At 60.5% G+C, this 22,382-nt stretch carries 17 protein-coding genes and 1 other RNA gene; 6 read left to right on the forward strand and 12 right to left on the reverse strand.

Features of this window, described 5'->3' with window-relative positions; translation table 11 throughout:
- Nucleotides 1–12: 12 nt before the first annotated feature.
- The 9 genes from HCK86_RS09165 to HCK86_RS09205 form a co-directional block, all read right to left on the reverse strand.
- Nucleotides 13–1,425: a UDP-N-acetylmuramoylalanyl-D-glutamyl-2,6-diaminopimelate--D-alanyl-D-alanine ligase gene (locus tag HCK86_RS09165; protein WP_176084151.1), complete on the reverse strand. Its 1,413-nt coding sequence runs from the start codon at nucleotides 1,423–1,425 to the stop codon at nucleotides 13–15.
- Nucleotides 1,422–2,885, reverse strand: coding sequence for a UDP-N-acetylmuramoyl-L-alanyl-D-glutamate--2,6-diaminopimelate ligase (locus tag HCK86_RS09170; RefSeq protein WP_176084152.1), 1,464 nt, complete (start codon nucleotides 2,883–2,885; stop codon nucleotides 1,422–1,424). Before HCK86_RS09170 ends, HCK86_RS09165 begins: the two co-directional genes overlap by 4 nt.
- 58 nt (nucleotides 2,886–2,943) lie before the next feature.
- Nucleotides 2,944–4,677: a penicillin-binding protein 2 gene (locus HCK86_RS09175; RefSeq protein ID WP_176084153.1), complete on the reverse strand. Its 1,734-nt coding sequence runs from the start codon at nucleotides 4,675–4,677 to the stop codon at nucleotides 2,944–2,946.
- Complete coding sequence (locus tag HCK86_RS09180; protein ID WP_176084154.1) at nucleotides 4,677–5,054, reverse strand: hypothetical protein; 378 nt, start codon at nucleotides 5,052–5,054, stop codon at nucleotides 4,677–4,679. Before HCK86_RS09180 ends, HCK86_RS09175 begins: the two co-directional genes overlap by 1 nt.
- Nucleotides 5,055–5,058: 4 nt before the next feature.
- Complete coding sequence (rsmH, locus tag HCK86_RS09185; RefSeq protein ID WP_176084155.1) at nucleotides 5,059–6,081, reverse strand: 16S rRNA (cytosine(1402)-N(4))-methyltransferase RsmH; 1,023 nt, start codon at nucleotides 6,079–6,081, stop codon at nucleotides 5,059–5,061.
- 17 nt (nucleotides 6,082–6,098) lie between these two features.
- Entirely contained in the window at nucleotides 6,099–6,536 is a 438-nt protein-coding gene (gene mraZ / locus HCK86_RS09190) for a division/cell wall cluster transcriptional repressor MraZ (RefSeq protein WP_176084156.1), read from the reverse strand.
- Nucleotides 6,537–6,879: 343 nt separating this feature from the next.
- Nucleotides 6,880–7,320, reverse strand: an RNA gene (gene rnpB, locus HCK86_RS09195) — RNase P RNA component class A.
- A gap of 61 nt (nucleotides 7,321–7,381) precedes the next feature.
- Nucleotides 7,382–8,569, reverse strand: coding sequence for an FAD-dependent oxidoreductase (locus HCK86_RS09200; RefSeq protein ID WP_176084157.1), 1,188 nt, complete (start codon nucleotides 8,567–8,569; stop codon nucleotides 7,382–7,384).
- 70 nt (nucleotides 8,570–8,639) lie between these two features.
- Nucleotides 8,640–9,359 carry a DnaJ family molecular chaperone gene (locus HCK86_RS09205; RefSeq protein ID WP_176084158.1) on the reverse strand — a complete coding sequence of 240 codons (720 nt, stop codon included), beginning with the start codon at nucleotides 9,357–9,359 and terminating at the stop codon, nucleotides 8,640–8,642.
- Nucleotides 9,360–9,636: 277 nt separating this feature from the next.
- On the opposite strand from HCK86_RS09205, the gene ftsH reads away from it, so the two are divergent.
- Complete coding sequence (gene ftsH, locus HCK86_RS09210) at nucleotides 9,637–11,463, forward strand: ATP-dependent zinc metalloprotease FtsH (RefSeq protein ID WP_176084159.1); 1,827 nt, start codon at nucleotides 9,637–9,639, stop codon at nucleotides 11,461–11,463.
- 78 nt (nucleotides 11,464–11,541) lie between these two features.
- Here ftsH and HCK86_RS09215 read toward each other — a convergent pair whose 3' ends face one another.
- Nucleotides 11,542–12,642 carry a diguanylate cyclase gene (locus HCK86_RS09215; RefSeq protein ID WP_176084160.1) on the reverse strand — a complete coding sequence of 367 codons (1,101 nt, stop codon included), beginning with the start codon at nucleotides 12,640–12,642 and terminating at the stop codon, nucleotides 11,542–11,544.
- A gap of 502 nt (nucleotides 12,643–13,144) precedes the next feature.
- Between HCK86_RS09215 and HCK86_RS09220 the strand changes: the two genes are divergently transcribed.
- The 5 genes from HCK86_RS09220 to HCK86_RS09240 all read left to right on the forward strand — a co-directional run bounded on the left by HCK86_RS09220 (nucleotide 13,145) and on the right by HCK86_RS09240 (nucleotide 18,375).
- A complete protein-coding gene (locus HCK86_RS09220; protein ID WP_176084161.1) occupies nucleotides 13,145–14,359 on the forward strand; it encodes a pyrophosphate--fructose-6-phosphate 1-phosphotransferase in 1,215 nt (404 codons plus the stop codon).
- Nucleotides 14,360–14,413: 54 nt separating this feature from the next.
- A complete protein-coding gene (locus HCK86_RS09225) occupies nucleotides 14,414–15,043 on the forward strand; it encodes a hypothetical protein (protein WP_176084162.1) in 630 nt (209 codons plus the stop codon).
- A gap of 137 nt (nucleotides 15,044–15,180) precedes the next feature.
- On the forward strand, nucleotides 15,181–16,422 hold the full coding sequence (locus HCK86_RS09230) for a DUF3419 family protein (protein WP_176084163.1): 1,242 nt from the start codon (nucleotides 15,181–15,183) through the stop codon (nucleotides 16,420–16,422).
- Nucleotides 16,419–17,072, forward strand: a complete 654-nt coding sequence (locus HCK86_RS09235; RefSeq protein WP_246739518.1) for a class I SAM-dependent methyltransferase — start codon at nucleotides 16,419–16,421, stop codon at nucleotides 17,070–17,072. Before HCK86_RS09230 ends, HCK86_RS09235 begins: the two co-directional genes overlap by 4 nt.
- A 109-nt stretch (nucleotides 17,073–17,181) precedes the next feature.
- Complete coding sequence (locus HCK86_RS09240; protein WP_176084164.1) at nucleotides 17,182–18,375, forward strand: lytic murein transglycosylase; 1,194 nt, start codon at nucleotides 17,182–17,184, stop codon at nucleotides 18,373–18,375.
- A gap of 332 nt (nucleotides 18,376–18,707) precedes the next feature.
- On the opposite strand, the gene prfB is transcribed toward HCK86_RS09240, so the two are convergent.
- A protein-coding gene (gene prfB, locus HCK86_RS09245; RefSeq protein WP_176084165.1) for a peptide chain release factor 2 occupies nucleotides 18,708–19,839 on the reverse strand; the annotation gives its coding sequence in 2 pieces (ribosomal slippage) (nucleotides 18,708–19,769 and nucleotides 19,771–19,839; 1,131 coding nt in all).
- A gap of 123 nt (nucleotides 19,840–19,962) precedes the next feature.
- On the reverse strand, nucleotides 19,963–22,374 hold the full coding sequence (locus HCK86_RS09250) for a penicillin-binding protein 1A (RefSeq protein WP_176084212.1): 2,412 nt from the start codon (nucleotides 22,372–22,374) through the stop codon (nucleotides 19,963–19,965).
- Nucleotides 22,375–22,382 lie beyond the last annotated feature (8 nt).

Here is a 22,382-nt window from a genome sequence, read left to right on the forward strand (position 1 = left end):
CCCATACGCCCCCTAGAGCGCCGGGTAAGTCTCAAGCATAGTCTTCACGATCGAACCGAATCCGATCCCCAATGAAGATTTTATCATTACAATGTCGTTTACGCCCACGGAAGAAGCTACCAGAGGTCGCAAATCCTCGGTTTTTTCGCGGTATTCCACAACCATGCTGTCCGGCAGGGCCTGTTTCAGGGCCAGCATCTCGTGCCCGGCCAGAAAGACATGGCTGACGCCGGCGGAAACCAGCGGCGCGGCCAGCGCTTCATGCGCTGCCGGCGCATAGGCCCCGAGTTCGAGCATATCACCGAGCACGGCGATCCGGCGGCCCCCCTCAGCCGGCTCGGCAGCCCCCAGCAGTTCAAGGGCGGCGCGCATCGATGCAGGATTGGCATTGTAGCTTTCATCAATCAGCAGAAAGCCGCCATTGCCGATTTTCAGCCGGTGACGCTTGCCACGGCCGCTCAGCTGTTCGGCCTGGCTGAGCGTATTGATCGCCGCATCCATGTCACCGCCGGCAACCGAAACGGCTGCAAGCGCAGCAAGGGCGTTTTCCGCCATATGCTGGCCGGGGATCGCCATGTCGAAGGAAACCGGCTCATCACTGTCAAGCAGCGCCTGAACATGGCCGGTCTCGCCTGTCAGGCGATAGTCCAGCAGGCGGAAGCTGGCCTTGGCATGCTCGCCAAAGCCGATTACCTCGGCACCCGCTGATTTCGCTGCGCGCGACAGCCCCTCGAACTGCTCGATATCGCGATTCAGGATTGCGTGTCCCTGAGGCTCGAGCCCGTCGAAGATCTCCGCCTTGGCCGCTGCGATCTCGGCTATGCTGTTGAAATGGCCGATGTGAACCGGGGCGATGGTGGTGATGACGGCGACATGCGGACGCACCAGGCGCGACAGCGGGCTGATTTCACCAGCATGGTTCATGCCGATCTCGAACACACCGAAATCCGTGTCCGACGGCATGCGCGCCAGCGTCAGCGGCACACCCCAGTGATTGTTGAACGACTTGACCGCCGCATGAACATTGCCCGAAGGCCTGAGGCAGCCGGCAATCATTTCCTTGGTTGATGTCTTGCCGACAGATCCCGTCACCGCAATGATCCGGCCCTTGCAGCGCGCCCTGGAGGCGGCTGCGAGCATGACCATAGCTTCAAGCACGTCATCGACAACGATCATCGGGCAGGTCAGGCGCCCGAGCGCCGGCAGCTTCGCCTCGCTGACGACCAAGAGGCCCGCACCATTGGCGGCAGCAAAACCTGCAAAGCTGTGTCCATCGACACGGTCGCCCTTGATGGCGAAAAACGCGTCGCCGGGCGTGATGCTGCGGCTATCGATCGAGATGCCATCAACGCCCTCCGGCAGGTTGCCAACCGGACGTCCGTCCATGGCTTCGACCATTTCGGATGATGTCCAAAGCAAACTCACGATCTCAAGCCCTCCAAGGCAGTTCTGACTTCAACAATATCGGAAAACGGCCGCGTCACGCCGCCCGCCGTCTGACCTTCCTCATGGCCCTTGCCAGCGACGACAAGCGTATCGCCCTGCCGCAGAAGACCGACCGCATGGGCGATGGCCGCGCGGCGGTCGCCAATCTCGGTTGCGCCGGATGCGGCCGCCATGATTTCGGCGCGGATCACCTCCGGCACTTCCGAACGCGGATTGTCGTCGGTGACAATAACGACATCAGCAAGGCGGGTGGCGATTTCACCCATAATCGGCCGCTTGCCCTTGTCGCGGTCACCGCCACAACCAAAGACCACCAGCACCCGACCCGTGGTAAAGGGGCGCACCGCCGCAAGCACCTTTTCCAGCGCATCCGGCTTGTGGGCGTAATCCACATAGGCCAGTGCGCCATCCGGTGACTTGCCGACCAGCTGCAGACGCCCGGGCGCGCCTTCAAGCGAACCAAGCGCTGATATCGCCGTAGCCGGGGCAACACCCGTCGCGATCGCAAGGCCGGCAGCCACCAGCGCGTTGGCAATCTGAAAATCGCCGGCGAGCGGCAATTCGACTTCATAGTTCTCGCCGCCATGGCGGATTTCGGCAAACTGGCTGTCACGCTTCTGCTCGGCGCGTTTCAGCGTCAGGAAGGTGCCATTGCGGCCAACGGTCAGCACATCGTGCCCCGCTGCCCTTGCCGCCGCCGCCGCCCGCTCAGAAAAGGCGTCATCGGCATTGATGACTGCAGGACGCCCCTTCGGCAAAACGCGGTCGAAGAGATGCATCTTCGCAGCAAAGTAATCCTCGACGGTCGGATGATAATCCATGTGGTCCCGGCCGAGATTGGTAAAGGCCGCCGCTGCAAGGCGCACGCCATCAAGACGGTATTGATCGAGCCCGTGACTGGAGGCCTCCATGGCCGCATGGGTGACGCCAGAATCTGCAAGCTCTGCCAGAAGCCGGTGCAGATCAACAGGGTCCGGGGTCGTCAGCGAGCCATAATCATTGCGGCCGGGCGCGACCACGCCGGTGGTGCCGATCATGGCGGCGCCAAGCCCGGCACGGGCATAGATCTGCCGCGCAAACGAGGCGACCGATGTCTTGCCGGCGGTACCGGTGACGGCGACCATCACCGCCGGCTGGCTGTGATAGAAGGCCGCAGCCGCAAGGGCAAGAAAGCGACGCGGATTGTCACAGCGAAGCACAGGAACGGCGATCCCGGGCACAGCGGCAGCGCTGACCACAGCAGCGGCGCCGCGCTTGACGGCATCGGCCACGAATGCCGAGCCATCCGCCTTGACGCCGGGGATCGCCACGAAAAGCATTCCGGGGGTAATCTTGCGACTGTCGGCGGAAAGGCCGGAGATCTCCACGGCGCCTGCTGCAGCAGACAGTGAACGGCATAAGCCGGGAATGGCCGCTTCGGCCAGATCGTGGAATTTCATAGCTCCGTCTCCAGATCCCCGAAAAAGCGCGAACCGATTCGCGCTTCTCAAGCTTCTATCAATAGGACGCCAGCAAGGCATCTCCCTTTTCACCGAAATCCGGATCGACGCCGAGAATAGGTGCGCAGCGGCGAACGATCTCGCCGGTGATGATCCCCGCATTCCAGGCTGCTGTGCGGCCGTAAACGCCCTCGACGATCTTCGGATCGTCAATCGTGACCAACACGATGTATTTCGGATCGTCCATCGGGAAAGCGGCGAGAAAGGTGTTGAAATTATGATCATGGGCATATTTGCCATCGATGATCTTTTCCGCCGTTCCGGTCTTGGCGCCGATGCGATAGCCCGGCACCTCGGCGTTTTTGCCCGAACCGTCAGTGCCGTTCAGACGGAGCAGATAGCGCATGTCCTTGCTGGTTTGCGGCGAGATGACCCGTGTCGCAAGACTATCTGCCTGTGCCTGGGTACGCTGCAGGAAGGTTGGCGGGATCAGGTTGCCGCCATTGACGAGCGCGGCCGCAGCCGATGCCATCTGCAGCGGCGTGGTGGTGACGCCCTGGCCAAAGGAAACCGTGGCTGAGAAGACACCGCCCCATTTTTGCGGCGGCTGTGGCGTGCCGGCGCCGCCGATTTCGGTCTCGACCTTGTCCAGCAGATGGAACTTGGTCAGAAAATCCTTCTGATAGTCAGGTCCGACCGCAGCGGCGATGCGTGATGCACCGATATTCGAGGAATAGGTGAAGACTTCCGGATAGGTCAGCATCCGGTTCTGGGCATGATCATCACGGATGCGCGAACGGCCGAAAATCAGCGGCGTCTTCGCATCGACCATGCTGTTCATCGTGAACTTGCCCGATTCCAATCCCATGGCGAGCGTAAAGGACTTGAAGGTCGAGCCCATTTCATAAACGCCGGTAATGGCGTGGTTCAGCATCGCCGGGTCGGAGGCCTTTGGCGGGTTGTTCGGATCGAAGTCCGGCACCGAAACCAGAGAGACGATCTCACCCGTATTGGCATCGAGAATGGTCGCGGTCGCGCCCAGCGCCTGAAACCGCTCCATGCCGCGCATCAGCGTATCGCGGACGAGGCTTTCCACCCGGAGATCAAGCGCCAGATGGACCGGCTCGAGATTCATCGAGCTCGTCAGGCCAAGCCCCATCAGACTGGAAATGCCATCAGCCTTGTCAACGTAGCGCTCGATCCCGGAAAGGCCGCGATTGTCGATATCAACAAGGCCAAGAATATGGGCCGCCTCGGGGCCGCCGGGATAGAAACGACGCACCTCGGGACGGAAACCGACGCCGGGCACGCCGGCGGCCAGAACTTCGCTTTGCTGTTTGGGCGTGATCTGGCGCTTCAGCCAGACGAAATCGCCCTTGCGGTCAAGCAGCTTGTAGGCACGCGCGGCATCGAGATCCGGAAAGATCGGCCGCAGCGCCTCGATCACATCATCCGGGCTGGTGATCATTGACGGGTTGGCATAGAGCGACATCATGCGCACATCGGTCGCCAGGATCGCGCCATTGCGATCGACGATATCCGGACGGTGAGCCAGCGTCAGCGGCGCAACCGAACGCGATGCCGTGGCATCTTCCTTGGCGAGTGAATAGTGGATCAGCCGCCCGCCGATAACGGCATAAACGCCGACAAAGGCAGCTGTAATCACGGCGACACGACTACGGGCAAGCCCGGTCTTCTTCTTTGCCGTTCCCTGAAAGACCGCCGCTCCGTCCCGGCTGCGACCGTCTTCATCTCTCTTGGAGGCCTTGTCCTTGCGCGCGAAGAGTTTCATCAGGGCTTCACCGATCCTGTCACTACGATATCCGTTCCGTCCGGCGCCGTACCGGCCAGCGTATCAAGCGTTTCCGGATCAACCGGCGGCGGCGCGATCGGCGGCAACTGGCTGAGTTTTGCAATCTGCTCCGGCTCCGTCGGCTCGAGCCCGAGATCGGCCGAATAGAAGTTGGCGAGCCGCTGCAGCCTTGCCGGCTGGCTCAGAAGCGCCAGATCCGCTTTCAGAAGATCGATATTGTTCTGCTCCTCGGCGATCTGGTCGTCGAGCGAGCGAACGTCGTTCAGCGTGCTTTCCGCGCTGTATTTGATCGAATAGGTGACGGCAGCGGTAGCCACCATTCCAAGGATCAAAACGATATCGAGGGGTCTGAGCATGGTGCTAGTGGCCTCCTAGGCGGGAAATATCGGCAAGGGCGGGCAATCCAAAGGCATCGAGATCGTGCGGTCCGGCAGGTTCTGCGGTTCTGATCGCTGCGCGCAGCTTTGCCGAACGGGCGCGCGGATTCTGTTCGGCCTCCGCCTCACTCGCGCTCACCATGGCCTTGCCCTTGATGGCGAAAAGCTGCGGCGCCGCGGTGACGACCGGCAGATGCCGCGACCCCTGCGCCTTGCCCAACCGCTCGGAAATGAAATGCTTGACGATCCGATCCTCAAGCGAATGAAATGTGACGACAACCAGAACGCCACCGGGCTTCAGCGACCGCTCGGCTGCCAGCAGCGCCCGGGCCAGTTCACCAAGCTCGTCATTCACATAGACCCGGAGAGCCTGGAAGACCCGGGTCGCCGGATGGATCTTGTCCTTGGCTTTGCGCGGCGAAACCGTCTCGATCAGCTGCACGAGATCGCGCGTCGTCTCAAAAGGCGCCTCAGCCCGGCGTTTTTCGATCGCCCGCGCGATACGGCCGGCATGACGCTCCTCGCCCAGAAAGCCGAAGATCCGCGTCAGATCCTGAGCCTTGGCGCGGTTCACCACATCAGCGGCAGAAACCCCCGACGCCGACATGCGCATATCGAGCGGACCGTTTTTCTGGAAGGAAAAGCCACGCTCGGCTTCATCGATCTGCATCGACGAAACACCGATATCGAGCACGACACCATCATAACCCGCCTCCGGCGCGAAGACATCCAGGCGGGAGAAACAGGTCTCCTCCAGCCGCAAACGCCCGGCATAGGCTTCAAGCATGGGGGAAGCTGCGGCTATGGCATTGGGATCACGATCCAGCGCCAGCACATCGGCACCGGCATCGAGAATGGCGCGGCTATAGCCGCCAGCACCGAACGTGCCGTCAAGAATAAGCTTGCCGGGTGCCGGCTCCAGAGCAGCCAGCACCTCGGCAAGAAGAACCGGAATGTGGCGAACCAGTCCGCCATTGGCATCCTTATTGCCAAGATTCCCCGACATTCCGCTTCCCCGTCTCGTTATGCGCCGGCACGGCCGCCAAAGCGTGCCTTGCGTGCGGCATCCTGTGCCGCCTGGAAGGCCTGCGGCTCCCAAAGCTGGAAGTGATCCGCACGCCCCACGAAAGTGACCTCCGAACCGATGCCGGTGAAATCGCGGATAAAATCCGTGACCATCAACCGCCCTTCGGCATCGAGTTTCATGAACACCCCGCCACCGTGAATGAGCAACGACATGCTGTTCGCCTCCGGCGAAAAAGGATCTTCCTGATCGATCTGCCGCTCGAACCGCGCCAGAAGATCGGGACCGCCAATGCTGATCGCCGGAAAGACAAAATCCTGGAAGCAGTAAAGCTCCTCGATCTGCCGTTCGGCCAGAACGCTGCGAAATGCCGCAGGCACCGATACACGGCCCTTGGCATCGATCTTCTTCGTCTGATTGGAAAGAAATCGGTTCATCACGCGCTACAGCCGACAACGTCGACGGCACCACATGCGCCGCCACCTTCCAATCCGAAAAACTCAAACGCAACCCCATCCGCCCATGGAGCAGATTGCCCAAACATTCCGGATACTTAGAACTAGATTGCCCCTTACATGGAGCCGTGTGGCCCCGGAGCGAACTCTTGTCTAATGGGATAACATGGGACGGTTTGGGCGTCAATGGGATTACCTGTTGTTAACCATGCCGGCACGGTGTCGCATCAATGTTTATTTTAGCAATCAGCCATTAACGAAAGCTTTCCCCGCGCAGCCCGGGCGCGGGAAAGTTGGGTAAGCCCATAACGTTGATTTTGTGATGAAAACCAGTTGGCCTGTAAGCCGGGTTCTGTATGGCCCTTTCCGTCAGGAAAGGACGTGGCGACCATTCATCTGGGACAGCGCTCGCGCACTGCCTCTCGCAACCCACCCGGATGACTGGCCCGGAAACAGGCTGACGCCGAAGCGTCACGTCATCCCTATTCGGTCTTGCTCCCGGTGGGGTTTACCTTGCCGTCTGCGTTGCCGCATTCGCGGTGGGCTCTTACCCCACCCTTTCACCCTTACCCCGCCATCATGGCGTCTGCCTCTCACGCCTTAAGGCGACCAGACGTCATGAAAGCGGGGCGGTTTGCTTTCTGTGGCACTTTCCCTGGGGTCACCCCCGCCGGACATTATCCGGCACCGTGTTTCCGTGGAGCCCGGACTTTCCTCACCATACCGCCTTTCGGCATTGGTACAGCGCGGCCGCCCGGCCAACTGGTCCGGCCTACATAGTCGAGACGGGTTGAAATTGCCACTCGATAATTGATTGCATTGCGCGTTCAGCCGAATGCGGGCGCGAAATCGGCGTCATAGCCTTCGTCTTTCAGGCTGCCCTTGACCATCAGTACCGCGCCCAGCCTGCCGATTTCGTCCGAGCTTTTGGCGGCGGCCCCGCAGCCGGCGGTCAAAACGGCAATGCGGTGCGAGGGCGAAAAGCCGATCATCGGATAACCGGATGGCGAGAAGGTTGTCGCGCAGGACGATGTCAGCGTATTGCGCACGCGAATGCCGGGCATCAGATCACAGAGGATCCGGGTCAGGTGCTCGCGCGTCGCCATGCGCCCCTCGCTCACGAACCATGCCCTGAGTGCTGCTTCATCGCTCAGGCGGACATCGTCCGGATCGCCGCCGATCTTGATGTAGAACCGGCCGTCCGGATAGCGGATCGGCGGCAGAAGATAGAAGCCATGCCCCTCGCTTTCGGCACGGAAAATCACGCTTGGCATGCCGGCAAGGTCGGCAGCCTCCGCCTCGTCGAGCTCGAAAAACGCGACGGTGCGCGCATAGACCGAAAGCGCTGCAGGAACCGGAAGCAGTTTTTCATTGATGGTGAAAGCGCCAGTGGCAACAAGAACCTGTTCGCCGGTAACGCCGGTGCCATCATCCAGAGTCACCACGACGCTGTCGCCGGCATCACGAATGGCCGTGACCGTTCTGCGGATGATCGCCGCGCCCTGCCCCTCCGCCAGGATGGACTGCGCCGCGACCAGACGCCGCGGCGAGATGTGACCGGCGCCCTGCGGCTCGTAGAGCGCCTCGATTTTCGCCGGGAATTCGAGATAGGGAAAGCGTGCAGCCAGCGCCTTGCCATCGAGCAGTTGCGCCTGCGCTCCGGCCTTTTGCGATGCAGCAGAAAGCGTCTCCATATAGCGGGAGCGTTCGCGTGAGGGGCCGGCGATCAGAGCCCCGCATTCGGTGAAGAAATCAATGCCACTTGCGGCGGCAATCGCACCATAACGTGCGATGGAACGATGGGCCAGCTGACCCCAGACCGGATCGCGGTCGATGGTCCGCGTTATCCGCCCCTCATCATAGTGACTGGCAAACACACCCTGATGGGTGGCCCGGTCGAGCGGCTCATCAGGGCCGATCAGGGCGACGCCCTCGCGCATGGTCGCAAGATGCCGTGCAGCAGCGGCACCCATCAATCCGCGCCCGACAATAATGGTGTTGAAACGCCCCGACATATCACTCCCCGCCTCGGTGATCGGGCAGAGAGTGAGGGTAAGTCCGCATCAATGCAAGAGGGTTGAGGGCTCAGGCAGCCCGGCGCTCCCGCTCGATCGCCTCATAGGCAGCATTGATGCGCGCCATGCGATCATTTGCGGTGGCATGAAACTCTTTCGGCACTCCGCGCGCCATCAGACGGTCGGGATGGTTTTCCGCCGCCAGGTTGCGGTAGCGGCTCCGGATCGTGGCGAAGTCATCCGAACGCTTGACGCCAAGCACCGAATAGGGATCGCGATCGCCGGTGGAAACATGACGCGCGGTAATGGCGGCGAAGCGCGCCTCGCTGATGCCGAAAATGGAAGCAACATCAGCAAGAAAGGCCAGTTCATTATCATGCACGTGGCCATCGGCCTTGGCAATGTGGAACAGCCCGTCGATCACCTCTTCCAGCAGCGGGCACTCGCCGTCACCTTCCGTGCAGAGCGACCGCATCTTGCGGGCATAGGCATCGTATCCGGCGATATCCTGCCGCGCCAGATTATAAAGACGCGCGACGTTGACGCGCTCCTCCTCAGGGATCTCGAAGATCTCGTGAAAGGCAACGACCTCTTCCTCGGTGACAAAGCCATCGGCCTTGGCCATCTTGGCAGCGAGCGCGATCAGCGATACCGAAAAGGCAACCTGACGGCGCGTCTCCGGGTCGCCCTCGAAAAGCGTGTGAACCGCTTCGACGACACTTGCCAGCACATTACCGGCAGAAGACACGGTCTGGCTGACGAAGTTGACGAGTTTTTCCCAGAAAGACATGGCCTTGCGCTCCCTGACGCTGAAGATGCGCCGTTTTGACCGGGCTGCAGATTGAACAATATTTGCGCCCGTTTCAAGTCGAACCATGCGGTTCGATTTCACTTTTTTGCGACGTTCGTCGTGGCCCACCACCCAGAGCTGCACGATGAATGCACCCTCCCCATACCGGAAATCAAAGACCGGGAGCAATTTCCAATTGCCTGAACTTTCACACGAACGCTATACGTTTCAAAGTAATTAAGTCCGAATTTCATCGTCTTGTCTGGAGTTTTATTGAATGGAACGCAAGCATACGTTCAACTTTGGCTATTTTCTGGTCGCTTTCCTGATCATCATGGCATTTCAGGCCTGGTTTACCTCGCGCGATTACGCCGAGATCAGCTATTCCGACATGCTCAACTATGTCGACAAGGGCCAGGTCGAATCTGTTGCCATCTCCAACAACACCATTCAGGGCACCTTCACCGAGCCGGTCAACAACAAGAAATATTTCGTCACCTATCGCGCCCCGCAGGATCTGGCGGCGGATTTTGATCAGCACAAGGTCAACGTCACCGGCGTTCCCGATCACACGCTGCTGCAGAAGATCCTCTCCTGGGTGCTGCCGGTCGTCCTGTTCTTCGGGCTGTGGATCTGGTTCTTCCGCCGTTTTGCCGAAAAGCAGGGCATGGGCCTTGGCGGCATGATGAATGTCGGCAAGTCAAAGGCGAAGATCTATGTCGAACGCAAGACCGGCGTGACCTTCGATGATGTCGCAGGCGCTGAAGAGGCAAAGGCGGAGCTGAAGGAAGTCGTCTCCTTCCTCACCGACCGGGAGAAATACGGCCGTCTGGGCGCCCGCATTCCCAAGGGCATCCTGCTTGTCGGCCCGCCCGGCACCGGCAAGACGCTGATCGCCAAGGCCGTTGCCGGTGAGGCAGGCGTGACCTTCTTTTCCATTTCCGGCTCCGAATTCGTGGAGATGTTCGTCGGCGTCGGCGCTGCCCGCGTGCGTGACCTGTTCCAGCAGGCCCGCGAAATGGCGCCCTGCATCATCTTCATCGATGAGCTCGATGCGCTCGGCCGCGCCCGCAATTCCTTCGGCATGGGCGGCAATGATGAGAAGGAGCAGACGCTCAACCAGCTGCTGGTCGAGCTGGATGGTTTCGATCCGGCATCGGGCATCGTGCTTCTGGCGGCAACCAACCGCCCCGAAGTCCTTGACCAGGCGCTGACCCGCGCCGGCCGCTTCGACCGTCAGGTCGTCATGGATCGCCCCGACCGCGAGGGCCGCGCTGCAATCGTCTCGGTTCACATGAAAAAGGTCCAGATCGCCGATGATGTCGATGCCGACGAGATTGCCGGCCTTACGCCCGGCTTTTCCGGCGCAGATCTCGCCAATCTGGTCAATGAAGCGGCAATCTTCGCCACGCGGCGCGGCGGCGAAACGGTTCATATGGAAGACTTCACCCAGGCGGTGGAACGCATCGTTGCCGGCTCGGAGCGGCGCGGCCGCCTGCTCAACAAGGATGAGCGCGAGCGTGTCGCCTATCACGAAATGGGCCACGCTCTGGCGGCGGCAGCGCTGCCGAAAACCGATCCTGTCCACAAGATCTCGATCATTCCGCGTTCGATCGGCGCACTCGGCTATACGATGCAGCGTCCAACCGAAGATCGCTTCCTGATCACCGCCAGTGAATTGCGCGACCGCATGGTCGTGCTGCTTGCCGGCCGCGGCGCGGAAGATATCGTCTATGGCGAGATCTCCACCGGCGCGTCCGATGATCTGGCCAAGGTGACCGACATTGCCAAGCAATATGTCATGCGCTTCGGCATGGATCCGAAAATCGGCCAGGCTGCCCTTGATGAGCAGCGTGCGCAATATCTCGGCGCAGCGCCCGGAGCCGGCAAGGCCCGCGATTATTCGGAAGAGACCGCCCGCGAGGTGGACCTTGCGATCCGCAAGCTGATCGACGAGGCCTATGAACGGGCCAAGAAGATCCTGGTCGACCGCCGTGACGATCTCGAGCAAGGCGCGAAGATCCTGCTGGACAAGGAAACCATCACGCCTGACGATTTCCCGCCGCTGGTGCAGCAACCGCTGGCCCAGGCCAAAACCTACTGAGGCAACAGAAGAGAAAACAAGGCCCGGCCCGCAAGGCGCCGGGCCTTTCTCTTTCGCCTCACCTGAATGAAAGCGCTGTCATGCAGCACGGGACTGATAGAAGATCTCGGACCTGTTCCGCCCGCCGGATTTGGCTCTGTAAAGCGCCTCGTCGGCTTTCTTGATAACCGCGTCGAGATTGAGGTCACAGGTTGAAAAGCAGGCAACTCCTGCACTGATCGTGGCATTGATGCTGCGATCCTGATAGGCGATGGTAAGAGCGGCGATTTTCTGGCGCACGGTTTCCGCCAGTCCATAAGCCCCTTCAGCGCTTGCGCCCGGCAGGACAACCAGGATCTCCTCGCCGCCATAGCGGGCGACAAAATCGCTGTGGCGAACGCTATTGCGGATCGTGGTCGCCACCGCGCTCAAGACGACATCACCGGCATCGTGGCCAAATGTGTCGTTGACCGCCTTGAAGTGATCCAGATCGAACATCACGACCGCATAGACGTCGCCCGCCATCCCGACATGCAGGGCATTGCTTTTGCCGAAAGCCTCCAGCGCCCGGCGATTGGCAAGCTTGGTCAGGGGATCGCGTTCTGCCGCCGCCTGAAGCGCGACGAAACGATCATGATGATTGAGTTCATAGGCCAGCGCCGAGCCCAGCAGGACGACGCCAGCGAAGTTCAGCACCACGACATGCGGCCCCGTTGCGAAGAGGGCAGCGGCCGCCACATCCCTTGGCAGAAGCGCATAGGCAAAAAGATATAGCGGTGTGAGCAGGCCGAGCTGAATAAGACCGCGCATGTCCAGCCGGTTGCTCAGGCCATAGCGAAAGGCAAGGCCGATACCGCCGGAAACGGCAATGCCGAGGAGACCTGCATGAACGCCAGCACCCCCGATATATATACGTGTCAGCGCTGCCATCGCCATGCTGACAAAAGCCGCCATGGGTCCGCCAAAGGGTGCCGCAAGCACCAGCATGACAGCACGCGTGTCAATCAGGACGCCTGGTGAAAAGACCGATGGATAAACCATGGCCGCCATGGCGCCGAAGCCGAATAGCAGGCCGAGAATCACACTGTTCGGCCGTTTCTGATGCGATTTTCTCAGCAGCAGAGAGAAGACCAGCACCACGAGAGCGGCCAGGCCCAGACCGGACAGAAGATGTGACAACACGTCAAGAAAGCGGGACATCGTTACGGCCCTCAGCTATCGGGTTAAAAACGGCAACAGCGAACATGCGACGGGAAGAGCCGCTGTTGCATTGCGCGGGCGCGGGGAAAACCCGGTGAACACCGAAAATATGCACAGTTTCCATGTCTCCTTCCCGCATCTGACGGCCCTCCCAAACGGCACCTTCAGGCCATCATGACCGAAAGCGGCTCATTCCGTAATCCTGTCTGCCCGCCTCATGTCAGGGCTTGCACGTTATGATTTCACTGGCTGAAACTGATGCGCCCGTCAATTAGTACCGTCAATATGCTTTTGGTATATGCCCTTGTCTCAATCGGACAGATCGCGCAGACAAAAGCAGTAGGCCAAATCGATTTGAGTGATGACGATCATCCAAAAGCGTCAGTTCCTCCTTTCAAACAACAGATTTTGTTCGGCTTTGCGCTTTACAAAGGCCTAAGCCTGTCGCATCCATGTCGCAGATTTGCCGGATGATCGAACATTGTCTCGAGGAAGGGAACCAATGACGAAGCACAAGGTCGCCATGCTCACCGCCGGGGGACTTGCCCCGTGTCTTTCATCCGCTGTCGGAGGATTGATCGAACGCTATTCCGACCTCTCTCCTGAAACCGAGATCATTGCCTACCGCTCCGGCTATGCCGGCCTTCTGACCGGAGACAGCTTCACCGTGACCGCAGCCATGCGCGAAAAGGCGCATCTGCTTCACAAATTCGGTGGCTCGCCGATCGGCAACAGCCGCGTCAAGCTCACCAATGTCAAGGACTGCGTCAAGCGCGGCCTGGTTCAGGAGGGTGATGTTCCGCTGCAAGTCGCGGCAGAGCGCCTTGCAAGGGATGGCGTCACAATTCTGCATACGATCGGCGGCGACGACACCAATACCACGGCCGCCGACCTTGCTGCCTATCTGAAGGAGAACGGTTATGACCTGACCGTTGTCGGCCTGCCAAAGACAGTCGACAATGATGTCAAGCCGATCCGCCAGACGCTCGGCGCCTGGACGGCGGCCGAATATGGCGCACTGTTCTTCGACAATGTTTCCAATGAACAGAGCGCCGCACCGGGAACACTGGTCATTCACGAGGTCATGGGCCGCAACTGCGGCTGGCTGACCGCTGCCACGGCCCGTTCCTATCTCGATCGCATTCGCCCGGTTGAATATGTCGATGGCATGCTGATGGGCCCGGCCCTGAAGATGATCGACGGCGTCTACCTGCCGGAAATGGCCTTCGATCTCGACAAAGAAGCCGAACGGCTGAAAAAGGTCATGGCTGAAAACGGCACGGTCTCGCTGTTCGTCTCGGAAGGCGCCTGCCTGGACGCCATCGTGGCGGAGCGCGAAGCGGCTGGTGCTGAAGTGACCCGCGATGCCTTCGGCCACGTCAAGCTGGACAAGATCAATGTCGGCGACTGGTTCGCCAAGCAGTTCGCCGCCATTCTCGGCGCCGAACGCGCTCTGGTGCAGAAGTCCGGCTATTTCGCCCGCTCAGCGCCGGCCAACAGCGACGACCTGAGGCTTATTCATTCCATGGTCGACCTCGCGGTCGAAAGCGCCATGGAAGGCGTTTCCGGTGTGACCGGCCATGACGTAGAAAACAATGGACGGTTGAGAGCCATCGAGTTTCCCCGTATCAAGGGCGGCGGTCACTTCGATCTGAACACGCCATGGTTCGGTGATGTGATGGCCGAAATCGGCCAGGATTTCTCAGCTGCCGATTGACGTTTACGTGGCCCGGCGCTTTTATGTCCGGACGCGATGGAGGAGCACGCTTTGATGCTTCAAATCATGGCTGCTTTCGCCCTGCTGCTGGTGGTGACAGCTGCCCTGCCCTCGCGCGGCGTCATCGACGTCGCGCGCTTCCAGTCAGAACGGGGGCTCCGTGTGAGCCTGCCGGTGAGCGTTGTTGTGCTGTTCGTCCGGCTTGGCGCCATTGCGATCGGCATTGCTGGCGTTTCCCTGTTTCTTTCTGCCATGCCGGATGGATTGATGCTGGCGAAATATGTTGCCGGCGCTTTCGTGCTGTTGACGGTGGTGAAGCAGCTGTTGGCGCTTCGCAAACCGCTGGCCCTCGCCGACAATGACAATATGCCCGAGCGGTCGATCATCGGGATTTTGCGCTTCACCCTTGCTCGAACCCGCTTTTCCACCGAAATCCTGCTCGGGCTTTCGCTGATTGCGCTCGTGGTGCCAGCCACACCGATGACCCGCCAGGCAAGCCTGTCCATTGCCCTGATAAGCGTTGCGGTCATGATCGTGGTTCTTGCCGCCTACACCCTGTTTTCCCAGCGGTTTTTAGGACTGCTTGCACGCCCGCGCAGCCAGGCGCGCAAGGAGCGGATCGAGAAGCTCCTGTCGTCCGGCCTGCCGCGTGTCTCCGCCCGTTTCCGCCGGAACGCCGCTTAGTCCCCACCCTTTCGCCTGTCTGTCATCAAGCTTTTGCAAAGCGCGATTAACCACGGAACAACCGGCGGTCGAGCCTCTGGATCGAACCTCGCCGCCGGAGGTCTGACCGCGCTTTTCGAAGGATGGGGCTTTACCGCATGAAGGCACAAGAGACCGGGGCCGGATACAAGCGGCCACTCGACAAATCACTGCTCCAGCACCGTCCGTTATCGCGGGAAGGTCTGTCCGAGCGCCTGTTCGGCCTGATGTTCTCCGGCCTCGTCTATCCGCAGATATGGGAAGATCCTGCCGTCGACATCGCCGCCATGGCACTTGAGAGCCACCACCGCATCGTCACCATCGGCTCGGGTGGCTGCAACATGCTCGCCTATCTGACCCGCATGCCGGAGCGGATCGATGTCGTCGACCTCAATCCGCATCACATCGCGCTCAATCAGCTGAAGCTGGCAGCTTTCCGCCACCTGCCCGACCACGCTGCCGTGCTGCGTCTGTTCGGCAATGGCGAAAAGGGCAGCGCATCTGACTACGACCGCTACATCGCCCCGCACCTCGCACCGGAAATCCGGCGCTACTGGGAGGGACGCGACGGGCTTGGACGCCGCCGCATCACCGTCTTCGAGCGCAATATCTATCGCACCGGCCTGCTCGGTCATTTCATCGGCGCCGGCCATGTGATCGCGCGGCTCTACGGTGTCAGGATTGCGGATCTGACCGAGACCCGTTCGCTGCGCGAACAACGACGCTTCTTCGACGAGCACATCGCTCCGCTGTTCGACAAGCCGTTGATCCGCTGGTCGACCGCCCGCAAGGCCTCGCTGTTCGGCCTCGGCATTCCGCCGCGTCAATATGACGAGCTGGTCCGCGAAAGCATTGACGGAACACTGGCGCCGGTTCTGCGTCAAAGGCTGGAGAAACTCGCCTGCCAGTTTCCCCTGCGCGAGAACTACTTTGCCTGGCAGGCCTTCGCGCGGCGCTATCCCGATGACGAGACAAGCGCCATGCCGCTCTATCTTCAGCGGGAGGCATTTGAGACCATTCAGAGCCATGTCCGCCGGGTCACCGTCAACCACGTCAATTTCACCGATTTCCTGACCGGCAAGAACGTGAATTCCATCGACCGCTATGTGCTGCTCGATGCGCAGGACTGGATGAATGACGAACAGCTGCAAGCGCTCTGGCGCGAAATCGACCGCACGGCGAGACCGGCCGCGCGCGTGATATTCCGCACCGCCGCAGCCGAAAGCATCATCACCGGGCGTCTGCCAGCCGATATCGAGGCGCGCTGGTCCTATCTCGCCCAGACCTCAGAAGAACTCGGCATGCTTGACCGCTCGGCAATCTATGGCGGCTTCCACATTTACGAGCGAAACGTCGCATGAGCGGTGCAGCGACCAGCCATGCTGCGGCAATGGACGCGATGTACCGCTATCAGCGCCATATCTATGATCTGACGCGCAAATATTACCTGTTCGGACGCGACCGGATGATCGACGGACTCGCGGTCAAGCCCGGCATGAGCCTCCTCGAACTGGGCTGCGGCACGGGACGCAACCTCAAGCGTGCCTCGCAGCGCTTTCCAGATGCGGCACTTTTCGGCCTCGACATCTCCGAGGAAATGCTGGCATCGGCGCGGCGCAGCTTCCGGCGGGACAGCCGTATGCCACTATTCAAGGCGGGCGATGCAACCGCCTTTCAGCCCGGAGACTTCGACCGTTCGGGCTTTGACCGCATCATGATTGCCTATGCGCTTTCGATGATCCCCGACTGGGAGCTGGCGATCGAACGCGGCATGGAAGCGCTGCAGCCTGGCGGCGCGCTGCACATTGTCGACTTCGGCCAGCAGGAACAGCTGCCGCGCTGGTTCCACCACGGCCTCACCGCCTGGCTCGACAAATTTCATGTGACGCCACGCCATAACCTTGAGGCCGTCCTGGAACAGGTTGCCCGTCGCCACCTTGCCAGCCTGGAATTCCGGTCAATAAACCGTGGATATGCCTGGCTTGCGGTTCTGCGTCTTCCGGCCCCATGAATTGGACGCATTCCGGCTTTTAATGAAAGCTTAGGCTGTGCGGGCTAGGCTCTGCATCTATGTGGCAGCGCGTCCCGCCGCCCCACGAAGCAGCGTTGAGGAGACATTGATGCTTTCGAACCATACCCGGGCCTTGCTTCTGGCGGCCGGACTTTCGACTTTCGCCGCAGGCTCGGCGCTTGCCGCAAACCAGTGCGGCGCCCCTCTTCCCACCTTCCTGTCCGGCGTGAAGGCCGAGGCTGTCGCCATGGGCCTGTCGCCCGCAGCAGCGGACACAACCCTTTCAGGCGCCTCGATCAGCAGCAAGGTGCTGAGCATGGACCGCGCCCAGGGCGTGTTCAAGCAGACCTTCCTTGAGTTTTCGTCCCGCACGGCCAGCCAGGCACGCCTGACCAAGGGCAAGCAGCTGATCCAGAAATATGCCAGCACCTTTGACCGCGCGAACCGTGAATTCGGCGTCCCGCCCGGCGTTCTGACGGCATTCTGGGCGATGGAAACCGATTTCGGCGCCGTACAGGGCAACTTCAATACCCGCGACGCGCTTGTCACCCTTTCCCATGATTGCCGCCGTCCCGAAATCTTCCGGCCGCAGCTTCTCGCTCTGGTCGAAATGACCCAGCACGGCGATTTCGACCCGTCGACGGAGACCGGCGCCTGGGCCGGTGAGCTTGGCCAGGTGCAGATGCTGCCGCGCGATATCATCGAATTTGGCATTGACGGCGATGGCGATGGCCATGTCCGGGTCAAGGAGAGCGCGCCCGATGCACTGCTGACGGCTGCAAACTATCTGAAAAGCCTGGGCTGGCGTGCGGGCGAACCCTGGTTGCAGGAGGTGACGCTGCCGCAGAACCTGCCCTGGGACAAGACCGGCTTTGGCGGCGGCCTCAGCGCCGGCGACTGGTTCAAGCTGGGCGTGTCGCCGCGCGATGGCAACACCAAGTTCGGCGGTCTGCCCACGGCACTGCTGCTGCCGCAGGGCCGCTACGGACCGGCTTTCCTCGCTTATCCGAACTTCGACGTCTATCTGCAGTGGAACCAGTCCTTCATCTACACGACCTCGGTCGCCTATTTCGCCACCCGCTTTCAGGGGGCGCCCGCCTATAGCGCCGGCAAGCCGGAGCCTGGCCTTACGGACGCGCAGATGAAGAAACTCCAGTCGATACTCGCGGCCAAGGGCTACGATGTCGGTGCCATCGACGGCATCCTCGGCTCCGGCACGCGTGATGCCGTGCGCCAGGAACAGGCCCGCCTCGGCCTGCCTGCCGATGGCTGGCCGACCTCCGCGCTGCTGAACGCCTACTGATCCGAGAATAGCAAAGTAAAAAAACGCGCGGTCCCCGGGGCCGCGCGTTTTGCTATCTGCTTTGTCTCACAATGCAAAACGCCACCCGAAGGCGGCGACAGACGGCTGACAAAGTCATTCAACTTGTCTGTTTGGGGTGAAATAGCCATCGCCTCCGTCGTCATCCCCGTGCTTGTCACGGGGATCCATATTCTTAAGGATTTGAACAAGCAGAGTCTTTCGACGCGCGGACGCGCGCCGTCTGGATGCCTGTGACAAGCACAGCCATGACTTTAGAGAAGGGGCTAGGGTTTGTCAGCAATCTGACGCCACCCGAAGGCGGCGTCTCAAAATCAGTCGATATCCTCGATGTCGGATCCCGCGCCGCCTTCGATGCGGTGTGCGAGCGCCGCTTCCATGAAGGGGCTGACTGCACCGTCCAGCACGTCGGACGGGCTGGTGCTTTCGACGCCGGTTCGCAGATCCTTGACCAGCTGGTAGGGCTGGAGAACATAAGAACGGATCTGGTGACCCCAGCCGATATCGGTCTTGGAGGCGGCTTCCTTGTTGGCCGCTTCCTCCCGCTTCTGCAGCTCGGCCTCGTACATGCGCGCACGCAGCATGTCCCAGGCCTTGGCGCGATTCTTGTGCTGTGACCGTTCCTGCTGGCACTGCACCACGATCCCGGTCGGAATATGAGTGATGCGCACGGCCGAATCGGTCGTGTTGACGTGCTGGCCACCGGCACCGGAAGCGCGGTAGGTATCGATGCGGCAGTCACTCTCATTGATCTCGATATTGATCGAGTCATCGACGACCGGATAGACCCAGACCGAGGAAAACGAGGTATGACGGCGGGCATTGCTGTCATAGGGCGAGATGCGCACCAGCCGGTGCACGCCCGATTCCGTCTTCATCCAGCCATAAGCATTGTGACCTTTGACGAGAATGGTCGCGGACTTGATCCCGGCTTCTTCGCCATCATGAACTTCCAGCACATCCACCTTGTAGCCCTGACGCTCGGCCCAGCGGATATACATTCTGAGCAGCATATTGGCCCAGTCCTGGCTTTCGGTGCCACCGGCGCCGGAATGGACTTCGACATAGGTGTCATTGCTGTCGGCTTCGCCGGAGAGCATCGCCTCGACCTGCTGGCGCGCGGCGTCTGCCAGCAGATGACGCAGGGCCTCTTCCGCCTCGGCGACGACATCGTCGTCTTCCTCGGCCTCGCCCATCTCGATCAGCTCGACATTGTCGGCAAGCTCACGCTCGATCCGGCGGACTGCCGATATGCCTTCTTCCAGCAGCTGGCGCTCACGCATCAGCTTCTGGGCTTCCTGGGCGTCATCCCAGATACTCGGATCTTCGGCCTTGTTGTTCAGCCAATCCAGTCGCTTGATTGCCTGATCCCAGTCAAAGATGCCTCCTCAGCAGGGCGATCGCCTGCTTGGTTTCGTCGACTACAGATATGATTTCCGCGCGCATGATTCTCTTCTCTCGTGCTGGCGTTCAATGGTTTCGGTGGTGAAATAAGGTTCAGCGGTCAATCTGTAAACCCCTCCCGCCATACGGGATGGCAGAAGGGGTCACAGATCGGATCTTCGCTTGTCAGTATAGACCGCTGGCGCCGGTCGAAATTGCCTTATTGGCCTGACCGGAATCCTTGAGGATCTGTTCCGGCGGAACATAGCCGGCCATATCGATGACATCGAGCGACTGGGCCGGGCCTGTGCCAGGCTTGAAGGCCTCGACAATAGCGCCTGCATCACCCGGATTGGCCGCCATGCCGGTCTGACGATTGACGGCTATATTGAGCATGCCTTCCGGCTCGATGAAGTTCTCGACCGGCAGCTTCTTCAGCGCATCCGTCATGAATTCGTTGAAGATCGGCGCGGCAAGGCTGCCGCCTGTTCCCAGATGGCCGAGCGGAGCCGGCTGGTCGAAACCGACATAAAGCCCAGCCACGAGATTGGGGGTGAAGCCGACGAACCAGGCATCCTTCTCGTCATTGGTGGTCCCGGTCTTGCCGGCGACCGGACGGTCGAGATGAACGGCGCTGGCACCCGTGCCGCGCTCAATCACGCCTTCCATCATCGTGGTGATCTGATAGGCGGTCATCGGATCGAGAACCTGCTCGCGCGTATCGACAAGCACCGGCTCGGCCTGCCCGGTCCACTGCGCCGCATTGCAGTCCATGCACTGGCGGTCCTCATGCTGGAAGATCGTTTCGCCATAGCGATCCTGAATGCGGTCGATCAGCGTCGGCGTCACCTGCTTGCCGCCATTGGCGATCACCGAATAGGCCGAGACCATGCGCATGACCGTGGTCTCGCCCGAACCGAGCGCCATGGCCAGCACCGGCTCCATATGATCGTAGATACCAAAGCGTTCGGCATAGTCGGCAACGACATCCATGCCGAGATCATTGGCAAGCCGCACCGTCATCAGGTTTTTCGATTTTTCGATCCCGGTGCGCAGCGTCTGCGGTCCGGAGAAGTCTCCACCGTAATTCTGCGGCTTCCAGACTTCACCGCCGGACTCGATCTCGATCGGCGCGTCCATGACCACGGATGCAGGCGTGTAGCCATTATCAAGCGCTGCCGAATAGACAATCGGCTTGAACGAGGAGCCCGGCTGACGCATCGCCTGGGTGGCGCGGTTGAACTGGCTCTTGGAAAAGGCAAAGCCGCCCGACATCGCCAGCACGCGGCCCGTCTGCGGGTCCATGGCGACAAGGCCGCCCTGAACCCTGGGGATCTGGCGCAGGCGATAGGCATCACCGGTATCACCGACGGCCTCGACATAGACAACGTCACCCGGCTCGAGCACGCCTGACGGGCTCTTGGCGTTTTTCTTGCCCTTTTCCTGGAAACGGTAGGCCCATTTCATGTCGTCGGCGCTGATGCGCCCGGTCACACGTTCGCTATCGACCCTGTTGCCGGCATTGATCTGCGGACGAATGCCGATATCGACGCCTTTGTCATCAACGCCGAGAACGACGGCAAGCTTCCAGGACGGCACATCCCAAAGCGGCGCTATCTTCGAAAGCGGAATGCCCCAGTCGCCCGAAATGTCGATATGATCGACAGGTTTCTGGAATCCGGCTTTCTCATCATAATTGACCAGTCCGTCACGCAGCGCCTTGTTGGCGAATTCCTGTATCTGCGGATCCAGCGATGTCCGCACCGAAAGACCGCCCTCATAAAGCGTCTTTTCACCGTATTTCTCGAGCAGATCTCGGCGGACGGCCTCGGCATAGTATTCGTCGCCGGCAACGGCGCCATTGTCATGCGAGTTCACCACGCCCAGCGGCTGCTGCTTGGCCTCGTCGGCTTCCTCATCGGTGATATAGCCATTTTCCGCCATGCGATCGATGACCCAGTTGCGCCGCTCCATCGCCGCATCCGGATGGCGATAGGGATCATAATTGGCGGGACCCTTCAGCACAGCGGCCAGATAAGCACTTTCTGCGATCGTCAGATCGGCCACGGGCTTGTCGAAATAGGTCAGCGCGGCATCGGCAATACCATAGGCATTCATGCCGAAATAAACTTCATTCAGGTAAAGCTCGAGGATCTTGTCCTTGGAATAGGCCTGCTCGATGCGGAAGGACAGGATTGCCTCCTTGACCTTGCGCTCGATGGTCTGATCGGAGGACAGAAGAAAGTTCTTGGCAACCTGCTGGGTGATGGTGGAGGCGCCGACCGGACGCCGGCCGCTGCCGATATTCTTGATGTTGGTAAGCACCGCACGGGTCAGACCAACAACGTCAATGCCGGGATGGGTGTAGAAATTCTTGTCTTCCGCCGACAGAAACGAGCCGCGAACACGCATGGGAATGGCATCAATCGGCAGGAACAGACGACGTTCATGCGCATATTCGGTCATCAGATCGCCATTGCCGGCATAGATGCGGGTGGTGACCGGCGGCGCATACTGGCTCAGAACCTCATAATCCGGCAGGTCCTTGGCGACGCGGCCCAGATAGAGCGCAACGCCAAGCGCCACGACGATGAACATGACACAGG

Origin of the sequence: Martelella sp. HB161492 (assembly GCF_013184775.1) — a bacterium.
Lineage (GTDB): Bacteria > Pseudomonadota > Alphaproteobacteria > Rhizobiales > Rhizobiaceae > Martelella.